At 67.0% G+C, this 22,370-nt stretch carries 19 protein-coding genes, 1 tRNA gene and 1 pseudogene; 6 read left to right on the forward strand and 15 right to left on the reverse strand.

The window, feature by feature from the left end:
* Nucleotides 1-20: 20 nt before the first annotated feature.
* From ACOQPH_RS10945 to ACOQPH_RS10970, 6 genes and pseudogenes are all read right to left on the reverse strand, one after another.
* Nucleotides 21-1,265 (reverse strand): M20 family metallopeptidase, encoded by a 1,245-nt coding sequence (locus tag ACOQPH_RS10945; RefSeq protein ID WP_420621428.1) that lies wholly within the window; start codon nucleotides 1,263-1,265, stop codon nucleotides 21-23.
* Complete coding sequence (locus ACOQPH_RS10950; protein ID WP_420624347.1) at nucleotides 1,262-2,317, reverse strand: ROK family protein; 1,056 nt, start codon at nucleotides 2,315-2,317, stop codon at nucleotides 1,262-1,264. The genes ACOQPH_RS10945 and ACOQPH_RS10950 overlap by 4 nt, the downstream gene beginning before the upstream one ends.
* Before the next feature lie 6 nt (nucleotides 2,318-2,323).
* A pseudogene (locus ACOQPH_RS10955) lies at nucleotides 2,324-2,464 on the reverse strand (hypothetical protein); the annotation flags it as partial.
* A gap of 96 nt (nucleotides 2,465-2,560) precedes the next feature.
* Nucleotides 2,561-3,457 (reverse strand): class I SAM-dependent methyltransferase, encoded by an 897-nt coding sequence (locus ACOQPH_RS10960; protein WP_420621429.1) that lies wholly within the window; start codon nucleotides 3,455-3,457, stop codon nucleotides 2,561-2,563.
* A 94-nt stretch (nucleotides 3,458-3,551) separates the two neighbouring features.
* On the reverse strand, nucleotides 3,552-4,259 hold the full coding sequence (locus ACOQPH_RS10965) for a ribonuclease HII (RefSeq protein ID WP_420621430.1): 708 nt from the start codon (nucleotides 4,257-4,259) through the stop codon (nucleotides 3,552-3,554).
* Between the two features lie 52 nt (nucleotides 4,260-4,311).
* Entirely contained in the window at nucleotides 4,312-6,789 is a 2,478-nt protein-coding gene (locus ACOQPH_RS10970) for a hypothetical protein (protein WP_420621431.1), read from the reverse strand.
* A gap of 63 nt (nucleotides 6,790-6,852) precedes the next feature.
* On the opposite strand from ACOQPH_RS10970, the gene ACOQPH_RS10975 reads away from it, so the two are divergent.
* The 4 genes from ACOQPH_RS10975 to ACOQPH_RS10990 are packed head-to-tail and all read left to right on the forward strand — an operon-like array spanning nucleotide 6,853 to nucleotide 8,801.
* A complete protein-coding gene (locus ACOQPH_RS10975) occupies nucleotides 6,853-7,074 on the forward strand; it encodes a CopG family transcriptional regulator (RefSeq protein WP_420621432.1) in 222 nt (73 codons plus the stop codon).
* Nucleotides 7,067-7,414 carry a type II toxin-antitoxin system VapC family toxin gene (locus ACOQPH_RS10980; RefSeq protein WP_420621433.1) on the forward strand — a complete coding sequence of 116 codons (348 nt, stop codon included), beginning with the start codon at nucleotides 7,067-7,069 and terminating at the stop codon, nucleotides 7,412-7,414. Before ACOQPH_RS10975 ends, ACOQPH_RS10980 begins: the two co-directional genes overlap by 8 nt.
* Before the next feature lie 21 nt (nucleotides 7,415-7,435).
* Nucleotides 7,436-8,059 (forward strand): 2-phospho-L-lactate guanylyltransferase, encoded by a 624-nt coding sequence (cofC, locus tag ACOQPH_RS10985; protein ID WP_420621434.1) that lies wholly within the window; start codon nucleotides 7,436-7,438, stop codon nucleotides 8,057-8,059.
* Nucleotides 8,043-8,801, forward strand: coding sequence for a PIG-L deacetylase family protein (locus ACOQPH_RS10990; RefSeq protein WP_420621435.1), 759 nt, complete (start codon nucleotides 8,043-8,045; stop codon nucleotides 8,799-8,801). Before cofC ends, ACOQPH_RS10990 begins: the two co-directional genes overlap by 17 nt.
* Nucleotides 8,802-8,821: 20 nt before the next feature.
* Here the strand turns inward: ACOQPH_RS10990 and ACOQPH_RS10995 are convergent, their stop codons facing one another.
* Entirely contained in the window at nucleotides 8,822-10,396 is a 1,575-nt protein-coding gene (locus ACOQPH_RS10995) for a DNA-methyltransferase (RefSeq protein ID WP_420621436.1), read from the reverse strand.
* 55 nt (nucleotides 10,397-10,451) lie between these two features.
* Nucleotides 10,452-11,195, reverse strand: coding sequence for an alanyl-tRNA editing protein (locus ACOQPH_RS11000; protein ID WP_420621437.1), 744 nt, complete (start codon nucleotides 11,193-11,195; stop codon nucleotides 10,452-10,454).
* 42 nt (nucleotides 11,196-11,237) lie between these two features.
* Between ACOQPH_RS11000 and ACOQPH_RS11005 the strand changes: the two genes are divergently transcribed.
* Entirely contained in the window at nucleotides 11,238-12,023 is a 786-nt protein-coding gene (locus ACOQPH_RS11005) for an endonuclease/exonuclease/phosphatase family protein (protein WP_420621438.1), read from the forward strand.
* 14 nt (nucleotides 12,024-12,037) lie between these two features.
* On the opposite strand, the gene ACOQPH_RS11010 is transcribed toward ACOQPH_RS11005, so the two are convergent.
* The 7 genes from ACOQPH_RS11010 to ACOQPH_RS11040 form a co-directional block, all read right to left on the reverse strand.
* A complete protein-coding gene (locus ACOQPH_RS11010; RefSeq protein ID WP_420621439.1) occupies nucleotides 12,038-13,012 on the reverse strand; it encodes a helix-turn-helix transcriptional regulator in 975 nt (324 codons plus the stop codon).
* Nucleotides 13,009-14,004: a helix-turn-helix transcriptional regulator gene (locus ACOQPH_RS11015; RefSeq protein ID WP_420621440.1), complete on the reverse strand. Its 996-nt coding sequence runs from the start codon at nucleotides 14,002-14,004 to the stop codon at nucleotides 13,009-13,011. Before ACOQPH_RS11015 ends, ACOQPH_RS11010 begins: the two co-directional genes overlap by 4 nt.
* Nucleotides 14,005-14,082: 78 nt before the next feature.
* On the reverse strand, nucleotides 14,083-16,419 hold the full coding sequence (locus ACOQPH_RS11020; protein ID WP_420621441.1) for a xanthine dehydrogenase family protein molybdopterin-binding subunit: 2,337 nt from the start codon (nucleotides 16,417-16,419) through the stop codon (nucleotides 14,083-14,085).
* Nucleotides 16,416-17,933: an FAD binding domain-containing protein gene (locus tag ACOQPH_RS11025; RefSeq protein WP_420621442.1), complete on the reverse strand. Its 1,518-nt coding sequence runs from the start codon at nucleotides 17,931-17,933 to the stop codon at nucleotides 16,416-16,418. Before ACOQPH_RS11025 ends, ACOQPH_RS11020 begins: the two co-directional genes overlap by 4 nt.
* A gap of 48 nt (nucleotides 17,934-17,981) precedes the next feature.
* Nucleotides 17,982-19,460 (reverse strand): class I adenylate-forming enzyme family protein, encoded by a 1,479-nt coding sequence (locus ACOQPH_RS11030; RefSeq protein ID WP_420621443.1) that lies wholly within the window; start codon nucleotides 19,458-19,460, stop codon nucleotides 17,982-17,984.
* A gap of 133 nt (nucleotides 19,461-19,593) precedes the next feature.
* Nucleotides 19,594-19,666: transfer RNA gene (locus ACOQPH_RS11035), tRNA-Glu, on the reverse strand.
* A gap of 45 nt (nucleotides 19,667-19,711) precedes the next feature.
* On the reverse strand, nucleotides 19,712-21,361 hold the full coding sequence (locus ACOQPH_RS11040; protein WP_420621444.1) for a DUF3179 domain-containing (seleno)protein: 1,650 nt from the start codon (nucleotides 21,359-21,361) through the stop codon (nucleotides 19,712-19,714).
* A gap of 112 nt (nucleotides 21,362-21,473) precedes the next feature.
* On the opposite strand from ACOQPH_RS11040, the gene ACOQPH_RS11045 reads away from it, so the two are divergent.
* Entirely contained in the window at nucleotides 21,474-22,352 is an 879-nt protein-coding gene (locus ACOQPH_RS11045; protein ID WP_420621445.1) for a polysaccharide deacetylase family protein, read from the forward strand.
* Nucleotides 22,353-22,370 lie beyond the last annotated feature (18 nt).

Genomic DNA, 22,370 nt, shown 5'->3' on the forward strand with positions numbered 1-22,370 from the left:
GTCCCTCCTCCGGGTCCGGCTTATGAGTCCTCGACACCGCACCACTCGGCAATGAAGTGCGCGAGCGTGCGGGTGGCGGTCACCAGCTCGTCGATGGCGACCCGCTCGAACGGTGTGTGGCAGTGCGAGATGTCTCCGGGAGCGAAATAGACGCCAGGGATGCCCAGATCCCGCAGGAATGGCTTTTCCGACCAGTAGGGAGCGCCCTCGATACGGGCCTGCTCGCCGGTTGCCGCGGTGATCGATGCGGCGAGAGCGACCACTCCCGGATGATCGGCGGAGACTTCGTCGGGTGTACCGCCGACGGCGTGATCTCGGGGAGCGCTGAAGTCCACGCTGCATTCCACGGAATGCTCTGCCGCGACGTCCGTCACAACGCTGCGAATCTGCTCAGCGGCCGCGTTGAGACTCTCGCCCGGATTGATCTTTCGAATCAGCGACGCCTCGAAGCGCCCCGGCACGGCGATGTTGCCACCCGAAGAAACCGACGTGACCAGCAGGAAGGCTTCGCCGAGCAACTCATGGGCCGGCACCGTTGCTCGCAGCTCGTCGGAAAGCTCCCACAAGCGGCTGAGCAAGCTGTGGCCGGCCTTGAGTGCATCCACACCGAGTTCGGGTCGTCCGAAGTACGCAGACTTGCCAATGCAGACGATGTCGGCGATGAGGAATCCCATCTGCGCGGTGTAGATGGCCGATGTCGTCGGCTCGGTATAGATGGCGAAGTCGGCGACGTCTCGAGGACTGTCGCTCGCCGCCGTGCGCATTCCGAGCGACACGCCAGATCCCGGCTGTCCAGATTCCTCGTCACAGACGAACCAGGTGGAGACTGCACCGGCCGGACGCAACCCGACCCTGGCGAATGCCCGGAGCGCCTCGAGGATGATGCAGATGCCCGCCTTCTGGTCGGCGGCGCCTCGTCCCCATATTTCGCCGTCGATGACGCACGGCTCGAACGGGTCTGCACGCTCGGTCCCAGCCCAGTGCCGCTCCCAGTCGTCAACGGCGACCGTGTCAAGATGACCAGCGAGCAGCAGCGACCGACCGCTGTCTCCCCCGGCGCTGCCGTACACGTTCGGCCGGCCCGGCTCGCATTCGATCAACTCTGCTGCGTGGAATGCTCCTGATTCGTTGAGACAGCTCAGCGTCCAGCGGGCGACGTCGGACTCATTGGGCGTGACACTCGGAATGCGAACGGCTTGCCGCAGTAGCTCTACGACCGCGTCAGCGTCCACCGCGTCGGCGACGAGCGCGGCGGCGCTGCTCATCTGCGCTGGTCTCCCAAGACTTCTGGCACGAGGGTCTCGTGCACAATCCGCAGACCCATCGACACCGCTCCTGCGAGAGCGGCCCGACGTCCCAAACTCGACGCAGCCAGCTCGGGCGGAGCCGAGACGAGGCCTTCGAGCCGTTCCCGGACCGCATCGACGAAGACAGAATTGACGCCGACTCCGCCGCCGAACACGACCCGGGCCGGATCCGCGATCAGGCAGAGGTGCGACACGGCGAGAGCCATCGACTCCGCAACCTTGTGCAGGACGTGGCCCGCAGCGGCGTCATTCGCTTCAGCCGCGGCAAGGATGTCAGGAACGTCAGAGCTGGGAGCCAGTCCACTGTCGTAGCCATCCTCGATTGCTCGGCCGAAGAGCTTGCGTATGGACGGCGCCGAGGCCACATCTTCGAGCGTGACTGGAGGTTCACCGGGTCCTGGGTGCGCCAGCAGCAGGGAGCCCAGCTCGCCCGCGGACCCTGTACCGCCTCGATACAGCTCCCCGTCGACCACGATCGCACCGCCGATGCCGGTGCCGATCGAGATCGCAGCGAAGTCGCCGCCCGGCTGATCGTCGTCCAGGTGGGCCAGCTCACCGAGCGCAGCGAGGTTCACGTCGTTGTCGACATGGACGCGTTCGACGGGGACGCCGAGTTGCTCGGCGAGCCATGCACGCGGCGCCAACCCATCGAATCCGGGCAGGTTCAGCGCCTGCTCAACACGGTCGCTGCCGGTTCGGTAGATGCCTGGCACACCGATGCACGCGGCGCTGCACGGCTCATCGATGACGTCCAGCATCGACGAGATGGCTCGCCCGAGTCGCTCGAACGCCGTCGGAGCATCCGGTCCTGTCTCCATCTCACGCTCAACGATGAGATTCCCGAAGAGGTCTCCGACGCCGACCAGCATCTTGGTGGCGCCAATGTCGACCGCAAGCACCTGCCGTGCCGTCGGGACGAGTTCGTAGAGCGCCGCCGGCCTCCCGATGGATCCGGTTCTGTGACCCTCCGAGGCGACTCGCACCAGTCCCGCTGACGTCATGTCAGCCATTAGGGCCGATACCGTCGGTTTCGACAGTCCGGTGGCCCGGGCAATGCCAGCGCGAGACATCTGCCGCGGGTGTGCTGCGAACATCGCGTCAGCGATCCTCTGCCCGCTCAGCAGCCGCAGACCCCCCGCACGCGCTCGGTCGTCCATATTGTTAGTAACCTTACCTTACAAAATCTAGGTGTCGAGACGCCACCTCGGCCTTGTGCGCTGCCACAGCCCCCTGCAGGACGATTCGCTCGAGAATCAGTTGCGGGCGGTGGCGATCCAGGCGGCGGCGGGGAAGACGACGCCAGCAGGGGTATGTCGAGGTGCCAATACAGCGGTCACGGCTTCGCGGACCTGCAGCTGGACTTCTGGCGGGTGGCCTTTGAGGGCCTGGCGAGCAATGCCGAGATCCATGGCGAAGTCGACCGTCTCGGAGAGCGTGCATCCCCCGCTGAAGACGAGCTCGGTGTCGTGCGGCTCGAGGGCAATTTCCGACCAGCCCGCAGCGTCGAGGATGCCCCGCACATGGTCGGGGTCGGCGAAGGCGAACGGATCGACGGCCGGGCCGTCACTCGGCGGCAACTCCACGATCTCGAGCACTGCCTTGTTGATCGAGATCAGCCACGGGTTGTTCCGCGCCCGCTGCCAGCAGACGAAAGAGAGCTGACCGCCGGGGCGCGTCGCTGCCCGCATGTTGGCGAACGCGGCCACCGGATCGGCGAAGAACATGACGCCGAATCGGGAATACACCAGGTCGAAGCCGTCGAAGCTGCCGTTGTCAGGGGCGGTGCGGTCCGCCAGCTTGGCAATGTCAGCCGTCTGCGCGTCCGACACGGCGAAGCTGATTGGCGCGGCCTCTGGTTGCGCAGTGGCATGCTCCGCACCTCTGCGCCGGGCAACCTCGATGAGCAGCTCGCTGATGTCGACGCCCAGCACCGATCCAGTCACGCGCTCGCTCCACTGCAGCGATGTCTGGCCGCACCCGCAGCCCACATCAAGCACATGCGCTCCAGCCCGCAAGCCGTCAGCCACACCCATCGCGGCCAAGCCGATGTGGCTCAGCTGAATGTCGAGCCGCTCCTGCTGATCGGCCCACACCGCTGCGTTACGCCAGAACTCACGCTGGTCAGCGTTGGGGTCGTCGCTCACGCTCATGGGTCATCCCTCCCGCACCGCCCCGCCGGGGCTGCCTTCTTCTAGCAGGCCGCACAACAAGCGTCCCAACAGACCGATGCCCGCGCGACGGCGGTCAGAACAAGGTGGTGTCCGGACCGGCGAATGCTCGCCCGTAGGCGGCCAGCGCGCTGGGCGTATCGCCGTGTGCGGCGCTCGGCACCGGCTCGGCGTTGGGCAGCGCATCGGCGAACGACCAGCTCAAACGGTGGATGGCGCAGGGGCCATGGGTGGCGAGCGCCGCACGATGGACGGGGGCCGGGTAGCCCTTGTTGGAGTCGAACCCATAGGGCGGGAACTCAGATGCAAGCCCCGACATGATCCGGTCCCTCACCACCTTGGCCATCACCGACGCCGCCGCAATCGAGAGGCAGCGCCGGTCGCCCTCCACCAGAGCATTGCTCGGACGCCAGTCCACGAAGTTGAAGCTGCCGTCAAGCAAGACCCGATCCGGCTCGGCCCCGAGCACGTCCAGAGCCCGGCGGGTCGCCAGCCTCAGCGCATCGGTCATGCCCAGGTCGTCGCACTCGGCTGCGGTGGCGTGTCCGACCGACCACGCACGAGCCCAGCCGTCGATGCGCTCGAAGAGCTCCTCGCGCACGGCGGGCCGAAGCTCTTTGGAGTCGCGGATGCCGTTCACACGACCGTGCGGCGACACCACCACCGCACCGACCGTCAGCGGCCCGGCCCAAGCCCCGCGGCCTACCTCGTCCACGCCGACGATCGTGGCCTCGCCCGCCTCCCAGCACCGCCGCTCGAAGGTGAGGCTCGGCCGTGCCGTCATGGAATCGAAGCTAGCTGCCGACCCTGTCCCGATCAGAACCCGAGAGCGCCGTCTAGTGCGCCGGCATCGGAGCGAGCAGGGTCTCGCCACGCCACTGCGTCGCGGTGAACGCCGGGTCCAAGCCTGGCGCAGTGACGCTCGGCGCCTCGCCGCCCGAGTCGTGGGGCACCACGTCCCACAACAGCGCAGGCCGCTCGCCATGCCAGCGCACCGCCCACGACACCGTGCCGATCCGGGTCGGCACGTCGTGCACTTCCACCGGCTGTCCGAGCCAAGCCGCAGGCCAGTGCGCAGCAATTCGCAACTTCGGCCGCCCCCGGGAATTCGGCCTGCCGTCGTCGGGGACATCGACGAGCAGCCGCAACAGGGTGCGCACGAACAGTCCGCCGGCCTGCAAGTCGTGTCCAGTCCCATTGGTGCCGGTCCGCAGTCGCGGATGCATGAACGTCGGCCAATTCAGTGTGGGCGACGCCACCGACACCAGCGCTTCCAGCCTTCGGAAGGCGCGGACCGGCACTGGTCGCGCTTCCGCAAAGGCCAGCAACGCCGTGGCGACGATGTCGTAGCCGCACGATGCCGCGGTGTCCAAGACAAGATCCTCCGGCGTGGCCCCTGAAGGCTCGACCACAACGAACGGCAACGGCGGCGCCCAGGGCACGGCCGCGTAGATCCACAATCCGGTGTCGTGTGATACCCAATCCCAGCACTGGCTCACAGAGGCATCTGAAGCCCCGCTATGCGGCGCCGTCCACGGCACGCGCCCCTGGCGGTCCAGATAGAAGGCCGACGCCTCCGGCCGACCGCCCGCATCGACACGCAGCGTGTCACGCAATGCGCTCGCCGAACGCGCCAGCGCGTCGGCCGCTCGCTCGGCACCCAGACGCATCAACAGGCGAAAGCCGGCTCGCAAACCCTCACGAATTGTCCAAGGCTGCTCTCGACGTTCGGCATCGGTTGACAGCAGCCACCTCGCCGCCGACGTGACGAACTCGGAGATGCCTTCGGCGAATGCTGAGTCCGGATGCAGCGACAGCAAGTATTCGGCGAGTACCAGGGTCGATCCTGTCACCGACGATCCCATGCTCGCCGCTTGCCCCGATGCGAACTGCGCCTGGGCTTGGCGGATCAGCAGATCCCGCACCGATTCGGGCGTACCCGACTCGACGAGTGCCAGCAGCTGCATCAGGTCATCGCCGGCGAACTGCGCGTCGGTGTATATCGAAGGCCACAGCATCGGCCCGACAACGCCGCGGCCGTCATCACATGGGGCAGTCGAGAGCAGCTGAGCAGCCCGGGCGGCCAGCACCGCATCGGCCAGCCGACCGCTGGGCAGCTCCAGCCGGCAGCCTGCATCAACGCGCCGCCGCCAACCGTTGGCCACCCGGTCCAGCGACGGAACCGCGTCGAGCACGTCAGCTCCGAGCTGCGGGCTGTCAGCACCGTCCCACTTGAGAGCCAGGCCTTTGCCGGGAACTGCCGCTCGCAGCGTCGCCCCGGCGACCAACGGGAAGATTGCTGCCGCGTTGGCCAATCGCTGCGGACACTCCACCGAGATCGGCTCCCGCTCGTGCCCTGACGTCGATGGCGGATCGGCGGGGGTCGCGCCGCCGCGGATGCTGACGAGCATCGAACTTGCTTGTTCTGTCGCGGCGGAACGGTCACGAGACTCGTTCAGCGCGGCTGCACAGTCCGTCCCGTGGCTGCCGACCACGACATCACCCGGTTCGCGATCAAAGATCACCGACGTGAGTCCGAACCCTGGTCGACCGGTGTCATTGAGGCTCAGGACGCGCCCGTCGACGGCGATCTCATCGATCGCCCAGGCGTTTGACCACTCCCAGATCTCGGCATCGATATGTTCGAATGCGCCCAAGTTGTACGGCCGGGCAGCCAGAGCGACAGCCACCGGTGCGGAGGTGCTGTTGGTGATCTCGACGACAAACACTTCGGGCACTGCGGGACTCTGGCCCACTGTGTCGCGCCCGCTGTGGCCAGCAGCACTGCGGCTCGCTCCATCACTGGGCACGATGGCCGCGCCCCTGGCGGCTGCAACCCGGTGAACGACATCGCCGTCGCCGACGCGTAGCACCGTCTCGACCACCGGCATCCCGTCCACCAAGCGCTGTCGCACCGCCGGGGCCCGCGACGGCAATACCCATTCCTCACCAGCGCGCACCCACCAGTCAAGTGACCAATTCGTCCACACCACCAACCCGCGGGGGTCGATCGCAGCGCGATCGAGCGTCTCGGGAAGCCCGATAGTCGTCCATGAGCGACCGTGCGTGTTGGCGAGCACGCTGGCCTCGACATGGTCGTCGCGGTTCCAGTAGCGGCAACGACTCGGTTCGGGTGCATGGGCCGGCGAGTTCGGATCGAGCTGACGTTCAGCCCACCACGGCCGAACCCATCCCTCCGGCGGCTCGGTCGGATTCGCGGGCCGGGCGTGCGGCGGAAGAGACGGCCGGCGGCGCCGGAACAGATGCGCAAACGGGCGCAAACCATCGCCGCTCATACGCCTGCCGATCCGCACCGCCCTGTCCTAGCAAACGCTGGCTCGTATTTCTCCCGACATTGATGCTGTATGTTGTGCTGTATGTCAGCAACTCGCACGCAGGTATACCTCACCGAGCAACAGCGTGAACGCATTGACGAACTCGCAAGCGTCGAAGGTGTCACCCTGGCCGAGGTTGTTCGGCGAGCACTCGACGCGTACCTGTCGTCATATTTCCCCGATGCTGCTGAGAGCCTGGCGCGTACCTTCGGTGCAGTGAACGATATCGACGCCCCTACGCGAGATGAATGGCAGCGTGGCTGACCTGCTCATCGACACCGACATTTTCATCGACCATCTGCGGGGTCACCGGTCGCTGGCACTCGGTAGTCACCGGCTCCACTACTCGGTCATCACACGCGCAGAGCTGTTCGCAGGCACGGCCGCAACGGCAATCGTGTCGGATCTTCTGGGGCCGCTACGTGAGCTGCCTGTGGACAGGACCATTGCCGAGCGCGCGGGTCGCATCCAACGAGAGTCCGATGTGCGGCTGCCCGATGCGCTTATCGCGGCGACAGCCCTCGAGCATGGTCTGGGATTGGTGTCACGCAACCAATCGGACTTCGGTCGAGTCCGCGGGCTGCGGCTGCGCTCGAACCTCTGAGCAGCCATACACTCGCCGCGGGTGACTGCAACGAGCGTCACGCCGACCGTACTCATCCCCGTCAAGGGCTTCCGGCTTGCGAAGGGCCGCCTCGCTGAGCGTCTCAATGAGACCGAGCGCGACGAGCTGGCACGCAACATGGCCGCACAGGTCGTCAAGGCGGCCGGATCACTGCCCGTGCAGGTCGTCTGCGACAACGACGAGGTGGCCGATTGGGCCCGCAGCGTCGGTGCAGATGTGATGTGGGTCGAGGCCAAGGGCCTGAACCCTGCCCTCATCGCTGCCGTCGCAGAACTTGAAACTTCCGAAGGCCGCAACCACGACAGCCCAGGTCATGTGCTCATCGCGCACGCCGACCTGCCCCATGCCGAGACACTCGCCGGGCTGGCAGAAGCCGGCACGGTCACGATCGTCCCGGACCGGCATCTCGACGGCACCAACGTGATGGCGCTCCCGCTGGGGACTGGTTTCGAATTCCACTACGGGCCTGGCTCGTTCAACGCCCACTGCGACGAGGCTCTGGACCGCGGCCTCGACCTGCGCGTGCGCCGCGTTGCCGCGCTCGAATTCGACATCGACACGCCCGACGACTTCGACGCCGCCGGCCTCTCGGTGCCAACAACTGCCGATGCCCCCTCAAGCTGAGTTCGCCGAGTCCGGGTTCTCTGTGGACCTGCCGGTGCCCAACTCGGCGCTCGTCATCGCTGCGCACCCCGACGACGCCGAGTTCGACTGCGGCGCAACGCTGGCCAAGTGGGCTGCCGCCGGCACCATCGTGCATCACTTCATCTGCACTGATGGCTCCAAGGGCACCTGGGACACCGATTGCGACCAAGCCGAGCTAGTCCAGACCCGCCAAGGCGAACAGCGCGCCGCCGCTGCGGCTCTGGGCGCGAGGGGCGAGGTGCGCTTCGGCGGCCACATCGACGGCGAGCTGGACAGCGGTCTCTCCTCCCGGGCCCAGGTCGCCCAAGTCATCCGCGAGCTGCGGCCCGCTGTTGTGCTGGGGCATGACCCGTGGAAGCGCTACCGGCTGCATCCCGATCATCGGCATGCCGGGCTGCTGGCGGTCGAAGGCGTGGTTGCCGCACGCGACCCGTTCTTCTTCCCCGAGCAGGGCCTGCCGCCGCATCGCCCCGACGAGCTGCTGCTATTCGAAGCCGACGCGTCCGACCACGCCGAGAACGCCGAGGGCTGGACGGCCGCCAAGACCGCCGCTCTGCTGTGCCATCGCAGCCAATTCGTGACCACCCACGACATCACCGATCCAGACGACGCCGCCCAGGTGCAGCGCTTCGCCGACTGGGTGGACGCTGTGGCGGTGGCCAGCGGCCAGCCTGCCGGACTCGCCTACGCCGAGCTCTTCAAGCGAATCAAGGACTTGTAGCGCTCGGCGTCGCGATGTCGCTAGAGCGCGGCGTCGATCTCGGCCTTGTCCCAATAGCCGGTTTGCGGCGCCACAGCGCCAAGGGCATAGCCCGCCAACCGTGCAGCAGCCTCGTCGCTGAACAGCTCGATGACATCGAACACGGCGGAGGGCCCCAGCCTGTGCAACGCCCGGTCTCCCTCGCTCCCCGGACGGGGCAGGTGCGGGGTCAGCAGGAGCAGCTTCGCGTCGGGATCAGCTGCAGCGAGCACTGACGCCCGACCGAGCGCCTTCCACAACGTGTCGGCCCGCAACAGACCTGGCCGCACGGTCGTGAATGCGCCTGCTATATCGATCCACCACTCGCCTCCCGCTTGGTCAGCGAGCAGGAAGCTGAACTGCACTCCGCCGCCACGTACCTTGGCCGGGCTGCGCAGTATCTCGAAACCGAAGCCCTCCAAGAGCTCCGCGGCGATGTCGTGCGCCTTGCGACCAGCTTCGACGGCGTGCCGCACGAAACTGTCCGCGCTCATCGAATCCGCAATCGCGCCTGCCACCGCTTCCGACTCATCGGCGGATTCAAGCGCGCTGAACAACGCCGGCTGCTGTGTGGGCCGTTGGCGCTGCCTCCACGCGACGTGAGCACTGGCGACCCGGGAGCGCGCCAATTTCACGTAGTCGGGATCGAGGTCGTAGCCGACGGCCCTCCGACCGCACAGCAAGCTGGCCACCAACGTGGTGCCCGAGCCCATGAACGGGTCCAGTACGAGGTCGTCCTCGTAGGTGTACAGGTCGATCAGGCGACGTGGCAGTTCCAGCGGGAACGGGGCGGGGTGTTGCACCCGCTGGGCGCTCTCGGGCCCCATGTCCCACACGTCGAGCGTGGCCTCCATGAATTCGTCCGTGGACAGGCTGCTGCGGTAAGGCAGTCCTTCGGCTTCACGCCGGGACGCCGACCGCGCTCGATCGAAGCGCCCCTTGCTCGCCACGATGATGCGCTCGGTGGTGTCACGCAGCGTCGGATTGGACGGGCTGCGAAACGACCCCCACGCACACGACCCGCTCGACCCCTTGCTCTTCTGCCACACGATCTCGCCGCGCAGCAGCAGGCCCAGCTCTTCGAAGATGCGCGCCACATCCCCCGACAGGCTGCGATACGGCTTGCGGCCGAGATTCGCCACGTTCACCGCGATTCGCCCGCCCGGCTCGAGCACCCGGACACATTCGGCGAACACGTCTCGCAGCATGCCCAAGTAGTCGAAATAGCTCGTCGGAATCCGGTCGTCAGACCCAGCAGCCAGCGCGTCCTCGTACGCCTTGCCAACGAAATACGGCGGTGAGGTGACTACCAATGCCACGCTGGCGTTCGGCAGCGCAGTCATCTGTCGGGCGTCGCGGCAGATGCAGCCGTCACCCAGACGCTCGGTCAGGTCAGTGTCGAACTCGGGTCCCCGCGCAACCGAGTCGTCATCGCAGAGATTCGGTGGGGTGAAGCGGGCGTAGAACGCTGAGGCGTCGTGCCCCTCGCGCCGGGAGGCACCAAATCGCGACGTGGCCGTCCGGCGAGCGGACGGCGTGACAAGGCGCGTTCCGCCCAATGTCTCCCGGGGAGCCATTTGTCACAGAGTACCAAATTGGAACAAACGCGCGCATCGGGGTGACCGCGCCGGTTCAAGCGTCGTGCAGCACCATCCGCACGCGCTTGTTGCCCTTGCCCTTCGACTCGGTCTTGGTGATCTCGAAACGGCCGACCGCCCCGGTGGACGCCACGTGCGTGCCGCCGTCGGCCTGCCGATCCAGCCCGACGATGTCCACCACCCGGATATTGGTGACCGAGGGAGGGATCAGGTTCACCTTCGTGCGGATCAGTTCGGGATCGGCGAGCGCCGCACCACGGTCCAGGAAGCTCACCTCGATCGGACGATCCGCAGCGATCTCCGAATTGACCAACTCGGTGACGCGCACAGCGAAGCCCTCCGGCAGCGGGCCGAATTCGAAATCCATGCGCGCCGAGAGCGGCTCCATGTTCCCGCCGGTCACCAGCACGCCCCACTCGTTCCAGATGACGCCGCACAGAATGTGCAGCGCTGTGTGGGTACGCATCAGCTGCAGCCGCCGGCCCCAATCGATCGAGCCTGCGACCGCCGTTCCCACCGATGGCGGCTCCCGATCTACCCAGTGCCAAATGAGGTCGCCTTCCTTGCGCACGTTCAGCACTTGCCACTCGTTGCCGCTCCCGTCGGCGAGCGTGCCCGTGTCATGGGGCTGGCCGCCTCCGGTCGCATAGAAGACAGTCCGGTCGAGCGCGACCGCGTCGTCCCGCACTGCGACGATGGTTGCTTGGGCGCTCGTCTGGAAGGCGTCGCGCAGATAGATCTGGTCGGTCTGGGAGTCAGCGTTCTCATCGGTCGACATGGCCGCCGACGATAGGGGACTCGTCGAATTACCGTTGCGCCCGTGCGAGTGGCGACGTGGAACCTGTGGTGGCGCTTCGGGGACGACTGGAAGGCTCGACACGACGCGATCGCTGCCACCCTCGCAGAGGTCGATCCCGACATCGTCTGCTGCCAGGAGATCTGGGCGGAACGAGACGGCACCGACCAGTCGGCGATCTTGGCGGATCGGCTTGGCATGTACGTTGCGCACCATCCACGGTTCGGTCGCAGTGGCGAATCGTTCGGCAACGCCATCTTGAGCCGCTCACCGATCGTCAGCTCCGAGGTGCATTCGCTCGCCGTCGACAACCAATCGGGCCACCGCAGTGCGGTAGTGGCACGCATCGCCCGTGGTGACGGCGAGATGACTGTCATCTGCACGCACCTCGAGCACCGCTTCCACCTCAGCGAGATCCGGCAGGGACAGGTGGCCACGCTGTGCGAGCTGGCGGCGCCTCATCACGATCCCGCAGGCTTCCCTGTGGTCATGGCCGGCGACTTCAACGCGGTGCCCACGTCCGACGAGATCCGCCTGCTCACCGGCGAGCGTCCCCCGCCAGTGCCTGAGCTAGTCTTCAGCGACGCGTGGTCACAGGCGGGCGACGGTCCAGGCCACACCTGGAGTGGCCAGAATCCGTACCTGTCGCAGGCCATGTGGCCGAACCGGCGCATCGACTACGTGTTCGTGGCGACGCCCCGACCGATCCCCCAAGGCAACATTTCGGCCATCCAGCTCATCGGCACCGAGCCGGTCGACGGCGTGGTGCCGTCGGACCACTACGGGCTGGCGGTCGATCTCATCGACTGAACCCCGCCGGGCCGCTAGGTCTCGTAGAGCTCCAAGATCGCGGCAGCACCTGTGCGTCCCGCTTCGGCCAGCTCGGGCGGCAGCTCTGCTGCGTTGACGACGTGCGTCTCGGACCCGAGGCGCACGAGCATCTGGCTGAGCACCCACGGGCTGCGGATCGCGTAGGTGACAACGCACCGATCCCCGTCGTCGGTCACCTCACGAGACGGGTAGGCCTCCACACGCCACAGGTCGATGCGGGGAATCGACATCACGACGTCGGTGGTCTCGTCGGACTCGGCGGGTGCGATGTCCGCGACCTCCCCCGTTTCGGGGGAGCGGCCGTGCCGCACGCCCGTGTCGGCACACTCGTCGATCCGGTCGATGCGGAAGGAGCGCAGGTCGGTGCGCAAATGGCACCAGCCCCGCAGGTACCAGTGGCCGTCGTGCAGCGAGACCGTCAGCGGGTCGACCCGGCGCTCGGTGAGGGCGTCGGTGTTGGGCGTGTAGTACTCGATGCTGACCGTGGTCCCCGTGCGCAGCGCTTCCCGCAGGATCGCCAGGTGGCGCGGCACGGGCAGTTCCACCGACACCCGCACTCGCTCGCCGTAGGAAGCGCGCAGCTTGTCGAGCGCGGTCGCGAGGGCTCCCAAGCGGTCAGCACCGCGCAGCGCCAGCGCCGACTGGCCGGCCACCAAGATGCCGAACGCCTGCGGCACCGACAGGTTGAGCGGCCGGTCCAGCATGGCTCCAGGCTCGACATGCACCCAGGCCTCGCCTGCGTCGCCATTGTCGGCGTCGTCGCCGAAGACGACCACGCCGAGGTTCTGATAGACGCCAGCGCCCGCGACCTCGTAACACATGGCCGCCAGCAGCAGGTCGTACACCGCGCTCGGCCCCATATCGAAGCGCTGAGCAATGTCGCCCACGGTGGCGCCACCGCGCTCCACCACCCATGGAACGATGGCCAGCAGCCGCTCAATCTTCGCCGAGGTGCTCGGGCCCCTCACGGCTGGTCTGCCCCTGCTCCCCAAGCCAGCGCGCGCAGCCACGACGTGATCTCGTTGACCAGCTCGGGGGGTGATTCCACGACGGCATGTCGGCCCATGTCCAGCAGCCACGTACGGAACGCCGTCCGGTTGCGGACCCGCGCCTCGACCGTCACCGAGCCGTCGTCGTGCCGCACTACGACCTTGCCTCGCTCAGCAGTGGGCTGGTGCGCCATGGTGGCGTCGATCCGGACCCGGGCCACGAAGTCGTCGCCGAAATCGATCTCCATCGGCTCGGACGGCAGCAGTCCCGCCATGTCGACATCGGCTCTGGAGAATGCGCCCCGCTCGCCTACTTCCGCGTCGCCCTCCATGCGGTCCACGCGGAACGTCTTGGCCGTGCCGTCTTCGATGGCGGCGAAGTACCAGTAACCGGCCCGGCACAGCAGACCGAGCGGTTGCACGCGTCGCTCACGGCCGCCGTAGGTGAACCGGACCGCAGCGCGTTCCGCGGCAGCAGCCGCCAACGCGGGCAGCAGCGCGCCGGCTGACTGCTGGCTCGCGGCGGCAGTCTCCAGCGCCACCTCTGCGGCGGGTGGCTCCAAGTCGCGGACCGACGCCGCCTCGGCACTTGTGAGCTTGGCGACGGCCTCGAGGTCCCACGTTTCGCCGATGTCCACCCGGTCTGCCGCAAAGCGCAGCGCGAGCTGCTCGTCGGGAGTCAATTGCAGGTCAGGCAGGAAGTAGTCCTGGCGCCGGATTGTGTACGACATGGCGCCGTCGTGTTCGATCGTCTCGGTGATGCGTACACCGAGGTTGCGGATCAGCGCCTTGTCTCGCTCGAATGAGGCGCGGGCACTTTGGTGCAGGAGCCGGTCGGTGTTTCCCTCGGGTGCATAGAGCCCAGTGTCCCGCCAGATCTGCTCGCGGGTCTTGGGCACGTCGCGAGCCAGCAGGTACATCATGAGTTCCATCACGCGCTCGGTTGCGTCCGGCCGTGATCGCGTTGCCACCTTCGGGAGTGTAGGACTGCTCCGCAGGGTGGCCCGGTGAGTTCTGGAGCCGATGGCCGGGCGGCCCGAACCCAGGCGTCAGCCGTTGGCGCCGGCGTCTCGCAGCGCCGCCCAGACTCGCTCCGGAGTGAGCGGGAAGTCGTCCATCCACACGCCCGTTGCATCCGCCAGTGCCGCGACAACCGCCGGTGCGTAGGGGATCACGCCCATCTCGGCCATGCCGCGGGCGCCGAAGGGACCCAGCGGATCAGCCAATTCCAGCACCACGCTCTCGGTGGTGACGGGAATGTCGCCGATGCCGGGAATCAGGTAGGTGCTGAACCGGGGATTCAGCAGCCGGCCGTCCCGGCTGCGCAGATGTTCGCTGAGCACATGGCCGTGCGCCTGTGCCACCGCACCCTCGATCTGGCCCACCACGAAGCGAGGATTGATGGCCCGTCCGACGTCGTTCGCGCTGATCACCCGGTCGATGCGGATGTGACCGGTGTCAATGTCGACCGTCAGCTCCACATGCTGCGCGACGTAGCCATAGGTGAAGTTGGGAATGCCCTCGCCGGTCTCGGGATCCAGCTCGGTGGTCGGTGGCGGGGTGAAGCGGAAGTGTCCGATGGCCGGCCGATCGCCCTCACGCCACGCCTTCTCGGCTTCCTCGGCAGCTCCGAGGATTGAATTGCCGGCCATCCAGGTCATGCGCGACGCCGATGCCGAGCCTGAGTCGCCCGATGTGCCGGTATCGCTGAAGCGACCTGCCACTCTTGCTGGATCCACACCGGTGGCCTCGGCTGCCATCTGCAGGAACGCTGTGTGCGCACCCTGGCCGACATCAGCGCCGGCATGGGACAGCTCTGCCCCCGACGGCGTCTCGTCGCTGGGCTCGCCGTACAGCACGATGGTGGCCTCGCAGCGCTCGGGGAAACCGAGCGAGAACCCGACGTTCTTGAACGCGCAGGCGAAGCCTCTGCCCCGACGCAACGCCGACGGGCGAGCGGGCAGCGACCCGAACGGGCTGAAGAGCCCTGAGCCGTCGATGTCAGAGCCGGAAGGGCTGGCAGGCAGGGCAGCGGCGTGAGCGCACGCCTCGATCACTTCGGGCATGGTCACGCCGGCCGGCATCGGGGTGTGAGCGATGCTCGGCGACCCCTCCCGCAGCGTGTTGACGCGGCGGATGTCGATGGGGTCCATGCCCAGCGCCTCGGCCAGCTTGTTCACCTGGCACTCCACGGCGAAAGCCGCCTGCGGTGCCCCGAAGCCCCGGAACGCTCCGCCCGGCGTGGCATTCGTGTACACGACATGGGTGTCGATGGCGGCGTTCGGCAGCTCATAGGCCCCGCCGAGGCCTAGATGCAGGTTCCCCATCACCTTGTTCGAGGTGTAGTTGTATGCGCCCGCGTCCAGCCACGCTTCAGCCTGCGCGGCGGTGATCTTGCCGTTGCGGTCGGCACCCCAGCGAGCCCAGATGCGCCCCCGGTGACGCTTGTGATGACCGACGATGGACTCCTCACGCGACCACTGCATGGCCACGGGCCGATCGATACCGCGCTCTGCCAGCCGGTAGGCGGCCAACGCCAGGATGATCTGCAGCGACATGTCCTCGCGCCCGCCGAACGCACCGCCGATGGCGGGATAACGCACCCGGATCCGGTCTTCGGGCAGGTCGAGCGCGTGCGCAATCTGCCCACGGTCCTCGTGTGCCCACTGGCCCGCAATCTCGACGCACACAGTCCCATCGGCGTCGACCCACGAAGTTCCCGCTTCTGGCTGCAGGAACGCGTGCTCCTGGTAGGGCACCTCGTAGGTGGCCTCCACGACCACCTCGGCATCTTCGAAACCGGCGTCGAGATCGCCCTTTCGGGTGCGCATCGACTCATACAGGTTGGAGCCGACGCCGTCATAGGCGTGCACGAGCGGTGCACCAGCCCCCAGCGCTGCGTCCAGATCGGCCACGACCGGCAGCGGTTCCCACTCGATGTCGATTGCAGCTGCGGCGGCACGAGCCTGGGCGAGGCTCTCGGCGATGATGAGCGCCAGGTGATCGGCTTCCCAGCGGGACACATCGCAGGGCACCGGGCTGCTCCCGTTGTGATCGAGCCCGACGAAGACCGGCTGATCGAACTTGGTCAGTCCGTACTCGTTGCGGGGCACGTCAGCGGAGCCGAACACCGCAACGACGCCCCCTGAGCGTTCGGCAGGTCCGAGGTCGAGGTGGCGGAGGCGGGCGTGAGGCTGATCGGTGAAGACGACAAAGGCCCACAGCGCATCTGCGGGGATGCGGTCGGCGGGATAGCCGGCGAGGCCAGAAACCTTGGCAGGGCCGTCGGCGCGTGGCGGCGAATGGCCCAGGCCGCCCGCGGTGTGCGTCGCCATCTCGAGTTCGATGGCCGCGCCGGGCGCACCGGGGGCGGCGCCGTCCCTCATGACGCAGTCCCTGTGTCGGCTGCTTCTTCGACAGCCTCCGTGTCGAACGAGGCGGCTTGCACCGCCCCTATGTCAACCGAGGCGGCTTGCACCGCCTCGATGATCGAGCAGTAGCCGGTGCAGCGGCAGAGGTTGCCTGACAATCCGATGGTGATCTGCTCGGAGGTGGGCTCTGCGATCTCGTCGAGCAGTGCCACGGCGCTCATCACGAAGCCGGGGGTGCAGAACCCGCACTGAGCTCCGCCAGTCTCCACCATGGCCTGCTGGAACGGATGCAGCTCGCCTTCGGGCGAGGCCACCCCTTCGACCGTGGTGATCGTCGCCCCGTCGGCTCGGCCCGCTGGCACCAAGCACGAGAACACGGTGACGCCGTCGAGGTGAACCGTGCACGCGCCGCACTCCCCTTCTGCGCAGCCCTCCTTGGTGCCGGTAAGCCCGAGATCGTCGCGCAGCCAGTCCATCAGCGTCTTGCCCGAAGCGTTTGTCGCGCTGCGTTGCTCACCGTTCACCGTCGTCGTGACGACGTCGCCGGATCCGTCCAGCACCGTCGACGCGGACCCAGCACGGTCCCGGCCCGCCGCCGAAACCAGCCGCGGCGGCTCGTGCGGCCATCGATCTGCCGCAGTGCCGCTGGCAAGCGCGGCAACAGCGCGATCCACCACGACGCCGACGGCATGCGACCGGTATTCGGCACTGCCGCGAATGTCATCAATGGGCGTCGCCGCCCGTCGTGCTGCACGGACGATGTCGGCTGCGGCTTCGGACAATTCCCGACCCCGCGCCAGTTCGGCGGCCTCGGGCACCGTGATGATCGTGGCCGCAACGCTGCCGAGGGCAACTTCGAGATCGGCAACGGCCCCGCCGTCGGTCTCCGCCACCACTGCGGCGTGCACCACCGAGATGGCCTGCGCCCGGCGCAGACCCAGCTTCACGAAGACGCCTAGCCGGTTCACACCGTCCAAGGCTTCGAAACTGACTGCGGTGACAATCTCGTCGGGTTCGAGGACGGTCTGGCGGAAGCCGGTGAAGAACTCGGTGATGGGGACCGTGCGCTCACCTCTTACTGAGGACACAGTGACGTCGGCGCCGAGCGCCACCAGCGCCGAGATGGTGTCGTTGGCTGGGCTGGCTGTGACGATGTTCCCCACCACCGTCGCCCGGTTGCGCAGCGGCGGCGAACCCACCTCCAAGCACGCTTGGGCCAGCGGCAGCCCCGCTATGAGCATCGGCGCCGAGGCAATGACGTCGGCATGGGTGACGAGAGGTCCCAACGAGACTCTGCCGCCGTCGTAGGAGATCAGATCGAGACCCGCCAAACCGGAGATGTCAATGAGCAGCTCCACGCCCGAACGGGCCCCGCGACTCAGTTCCAGCATCAGGTCGGTGCCGCCGGCGATCAGCCGCGCCGCAGCGCCGTGTGATGACAGCAGGTCGGCCGCCTCGGAAAGCGAGCCGGGTGCGACAAATCGGGGCGGCAGCGGGGATGCCTGCTGGACGGGATGAAGCTGGAACATGGCCCATACAAGGGTGTCAGATGCGCCGCTCGCAGGCGACCCCCCGTCCTAGCAGCCGATTGCGGTGGCGAGTTCGTGCCGTTGCACCTTGCCGAGCGCGTTTCGGGGCAGCGCCGCGATCCGATGCGTGCGGCGGGGCCGCTTGTAGTAGGCGAGGCGCTCGCCCACGAAGTCCTTCAGCTCGTCGTCGCCGAAGTCCCGCTCGGCGACCACATACGCCACCACCACCTCGCCCCACTCCGGGTCCGGCTCGCCGCCCACAGCGCACTCGATCACATCGGGATGGGCGCCGATGACCTCTTCGACCTCCCGGGGGTACACGTTGAACCCGCCACAGATGATGAGCTCTTTGGCACGGCCGACTATCCGCAGGTACCCGTCATCCCATTGACCAAGGTCGCCGGTTCGGAACCAGCCGTCGGTGAAGGATTCGGCGTTGGCGTTGGGGCGCTCCCAGTAGCCCGAGAACACGTTGGGACCTCGCACCAGGATTTCGGCGGCTTCATCAACAGACGTCTGGTCGGCGGCCTGGACAGCATCGAGACGTACTTCCACTCCCGGCAGCGGAAAGCCGACGGTGCCGGAGCGACGTGACTCGTCGTAGGGGTTGGACACCAGCATCACCGTCTCGGTCATGCCGTAACGCTCGATGACATGTTGACCACTGGCCTGTCGTACGGCGCCATGCAGCTCGGCGGGCATGGGCGCCGAGCCCGAAACGCACAGTCGCAGTGCCGACAGTTCGGCTGCCCTCAACGAGTCCAACAACCGGGAGTACATCGTTGGGACGCCGAAGAACAGCGTGGCTTGGTGCTCGGCAATCGCATCGAAGACAGCGTTTGGCTCGAAACTCGGCTGCAGCACCGCCCGAGCCCCCACGTTCAGCGTGCCGTGCAGCCCGACACCGAGACCGTGCATGTGAAACAGCGGCAGCGGCAGCACCAGCACGTCATCGGGCGTCCAGCGCCACGCCAGCTCCAGCGCTCGCACCGATGCCAGCAGGTTTGCGTGGCTCAGCACCGCTCCCTTGGGACGCCCCGTCGTGCCGGACGTGTATCCGATGAGCGCGGGGTCGGAGGGCAGGCGCAGGCGGGCCTCTGCGGGCAGGTCGAAGTCAGCCTCCGCTGCACCGCTCTCGAGATCGGCCACGTCGAAGTCGCCGACCAATACAGCCGGATCGGCCGAAGCAATCCATTGCTCCCACTCGCCGGGATTGCCGACGCCCTCCACCAGAGCGGCTGCGGGACCGCAGTCGGCCACCACGCCGCGCACCTCGTCGGCCCGGAAGGCACCGTTCAGTGGGACCACCACCGCGCCCATGCCCAGCAGCGCAGCGTGTGCCGCGACGAGCCGGGAGGAACTCGGGCCACTCATCAGCACCCGATCGCCGGGCACGACGCCTGCACCAGCCAAACGCTGAGCGACTCCCTGAGCGCGTTCAAACAGCTCGGCGGCGGTTACCCAGCCATCGTGCGAATCCCACACCACCGTGCGTTGCGAATCGGCCGTCCAGCGGTTCAGCCACACCGCAGGCAGGGTTCCACCCGCAGTGAGATCTACGTCTGCAGCACTGCGTCCGGGCGGCAGATGCCTGGACCACTGAGACGCGTGCCCGCTGGGTTCTTGACGAATGCGCCGCCCGACTTGAGCTGACATGGAGCACCCCCAACGGGATTCGAACCCGTGCCGCCACCTTGAGAGGGTGGTGTCCTTGGCCGCTAGACGATGGGGGCTGGTTGCGATGCGACGCGCCAGCATATCCACCGCCCGATTCGTCCCTATTTCTCGTCGACCGGCGGCCAGATCTCGGTGTCGGGATGCAGGCCGTACCAGGCGAACCAGAACGACTGCGACGACACGATGCGCGGCAATGTGATGTCCAGACCGGAGTGTCTGTCAAGTCCCGCTATCAGCAAGCGGTCGTGCAGGACACCATCGGGAGCGAGCTCAACCGGTGCCTCGTGACGCCACACTGTGCCCTGCACATCCTCGGCATCGGCTGCGCTGTAGACCCGGGCCCCGCCCTGGTTTGGCACGATCACCAGCGGCTCGCCGCCCAGCACGTACACGAACGGGTCGTCGGCCTCAAGCGCAGTCAGGCTGAGTGCCAGAGCATGGCCGTTGCGGTCGATCGTGACCACTTCGTCTTTGAGGGCGAACACGTCCGGCGTCTCGAACGTCGGGAACCAGAGATCTTCGCTGGAGTAGTACGTGCGGTAGGCCGCACCCGGCGTGTAGTCGTAGGCGATCGGCGGACGCTCGGGCATCTCGGGGTAGTACGTCGGCGGGGGTGTGTCGAGCGTGAACGTATCAGGGTGGTCGACGAGCCAGTCCTCCCAGCGCACGGTGGCGACCGGGTACTGGTCCAGTTTCGTGCCGGCCAGCGGGCCGGCGAACGCGGTGCCTGAGAGGTGGTTCCACAGGCTCTCGGTCTCGTTGTCGATCATGATCTTGTTCGAGTCCATCAGCAGGCCCGATGTCTGGAACGTGAGCTCGTCACCGTTCGGGAGCCGTCGATCGAACATGAGCGCTGTCAAGCACAGCGTGCAGTAGCCGAGCGCCACCGGCACGCCGCCAACGACGTCGTTCAGCAGCTCATGGCGTGCCAGGAAGCGCACCGGGTAGGCGCCGGCCTCGCCGCCGATCACCACGCCGAGCACCAGTTCTTCGGGCGTCATGAAGTCGGCCTCGGCAGGTGTCAGCCGCTCGGGGTTGTTCAGCTCCGGTATGCCGCCACGACCTACACCGCCCCACTGGATGGCGCCCAGCTTCACGCGGTCGGTGACCTGCGCCAACAAGTCTTCGTACTGGTACCCGACGTACGCATACAGCACCCGTTTCCAGATCTCGTAGCCCTCACCTGGATCGATGCCATTCGTGCGATACCACGAGCCGTACCTGACGTAGTCGGAGCTGAAGTCCTGTGTGCTCTCGATGCCAGTGAGCGTCTGAAGCGCCCGCATCGACGCGAGCGTGACGTCCTGCGTGCCACCGAAGCGCATGACGTCCAGGATCCACGGCACCCAGCGCTGTTCGCCGCTCAGGCCCATCTCTCCTGCGATATTCGCTGCAAACGCCGTGTTCGGCAGCTCCAGGAACTCGTCGATTTTTTCCAGCAGGTTCAGCTCGAGAAATGGCCGCCCGTCCTCGGTGCCGGGGAAGAACGGCTCGGTCGTCGTCGGCGGCACTGTGTCGGGGGGCATTGTCTCAGTGGGCACAGTGTCAGAGGACACTGTGTTCGAGGGTGCAGTCTCTGTTGGCGCATCCTCGACCATCTCTGAGTCTTCGACCACGTCGCCGCCGGACGGGGCCAGCGTGGTCGTGGACTCGGCGACCGATGCGCCGTCGGGGTCCTCCTGCGAAGTCGAGCACGCGGCGACGAGCACGCTCACGGCCACGGCCACGGCCACGCAGACCAGCTTTCGCATATGGCTGGCGAGCCTATGGCAGGGCTTCGCTGCGCCACTGTCGGGCTTGTTGGACTAGAACGACGCTCGGGATGCGCTGCCGCGGCTGCGGCACACCGAAGGGGGAAGCGACATGGACAACGGGCTGAGCGCCGACGCGATACCTGACAACCCGGCGGGCTATGTGTGCCTGACGTTTGATTTCGACGGACCGTCGCTGTGGATAGCCCGTCGCCAGACCACGCCGACCCCCATCTCGCGAGGAGAATTCGGAGCGGTCGCTGTACCCCGGATCCTGAAGCTGCTGTCCCGCCACGAGATTCCGTGCACGTTCTTCATTCCCGGCCATTCCATCGACACCTACCCCGACGCCGCCCGGATGGTCGTCGACGCCGGCTGTGAAGTGGGACTGCACGGCTACGCCCACGAGTACAACCCCCGGCTCGGCGAAGAGGAGGAACGCGCCATTCTCCAGCGGACATTCGCACAGATCGAGACGCTCACCGGTGCTCCGCCGAAGGGCTATCGAGCCCCTTCAGGCGACATCAATCCGTGGACGATCGACCTGCTCACCGAGTACGGCCTCAGCTACGACTCGTCGCTCATGGGCCATGACTACGCGCCCTACTGGCTGCGCACTGGCGACCGGTTCCCGACCGATGGGCCCATGGAGTTCGGCGAGCAGGTGGACCTCGTCGAGCTGCCGTTCAGCTGGCACCTCGACGACTACGTCCACCTCGAGTTCGTCACCTTCAAGAACACGATCCTGACCGGACTCGAGAACCCCGGCACGATGTTCGACACGTTCCTGTCGGACGTGAAGTGGATGGTGAACGAAGTCGAACACGGCGTATGCACGGTCACGTTCCACCCCCAGGCGATCGGGCGAGGCGGGCGCATGTACGAGATGGAGCGCTGGATCGAACAGATGACCGATCTCGGCGTGAGCTACGCCCGCATGTGCGATGTCGCCGAGGTCTGGCGGGCAGGTCGCCAACTCGGCATCGAGTAGCCGGAACTGTCGCAGCGG

Source organism: Candidatus Poriferisodalis sp., assembly GCF_965221945.1.
GTDB lineage: Bacteria > Actinomycetota > Acidimicrobiia > Acidimicrobiales > Poriferisodalaceae > Poriferisodalis.

Bases quoted from the DNA above. Each gene is read 5' to 3' on its own strand.
- ACOQPH_RS10945 (WP_420621428.1), bottom strand. From the start codon at position 1,265: ATGAGCAGCGCCGCCGCGCTCGTCGCCGACGCGGTGGACGCTGACGCG.
- ACOQPH_RS10950 (WP_420624347.1), bottom strand. From the start codon at position 2,317: ATGGCTGACATGACGTCAGCGGGACTGGTGCGAGTCGCCTCGGAGGGT.
- ACOQPH_RS10960 (WP_420621429.1), bottom strand. From the start codon at position 3,457: ATGAGCGTGAGCGACGACCCCAACGCTGACCAGCGTGAGTTCTGGCGT.
- ACOQPH_RS10965 (WP_420621430.1), bottom strand. From the start codon at position 4,259: ATGACGGCACGGCCGAGCCTCACCTTCGAGCGGCGGTGCTGGGAGGCG.
- ACOQPH_RS10975 (WP_420621432.1), top strand. From the start codon at position 6,853: ATGTCAGCAACTCGCACGCAGGTATACCTCACCGAGCAACAGCGTGAA.
- ACOQPH_RS10990 (WP_420621435.1), top strand. From the start codon at position 8,043: ATGCCCCCTCAAGCTGAGTTCGCCGAGTCCGGGTTCTCTGTGGACCTG.
- ACOQPH_RS10995 (WP_420621436.1), bottom strand. From the start codon at position 10,396: ATGGCTCCCCGGGAGACATTGGGCGGAACGCGCCTTGTCACGCCGTCC.
- ACOQPH_RS11000 (WP_420621437.1), bottom strand. From the start codon at position 11,195: ATGTCGACCGATGAGAACGCTGACTCCCAGACCGACCAGATCTATCTG.
- ACOQPH_RS11020 (WP_420621441.1), bottom strand. From the start codon at position 16,419: ATGAGGGACGGCGCCGCCCCCGGTGCGCCCGGCGCGGCCATCGAACTC.
- ACOQPH_RS11025 (WP_420621442.1), bottom strand. From the start codon at position 17,933: ATGTTCCAGCTTCATCCCGTCCAGCAGGCATCCCCGCTGCCGCCCCGA.
- ACOQPH_RS11040 (WP_420621444.1), bottom strand. From the start codon at position 21,361: ATGCGAAAGCTGGTCTGCGTGGCCGTGGCCGTGGCCGTGAGCGTGCTC.
- ACOQPH_RS11045 (WP_420621445.1), top strand. From the start codon at position 21,474: ATGGACAACGGGCTGAGCGCCGACGCGATACCTGACAACCCGGCGGGC.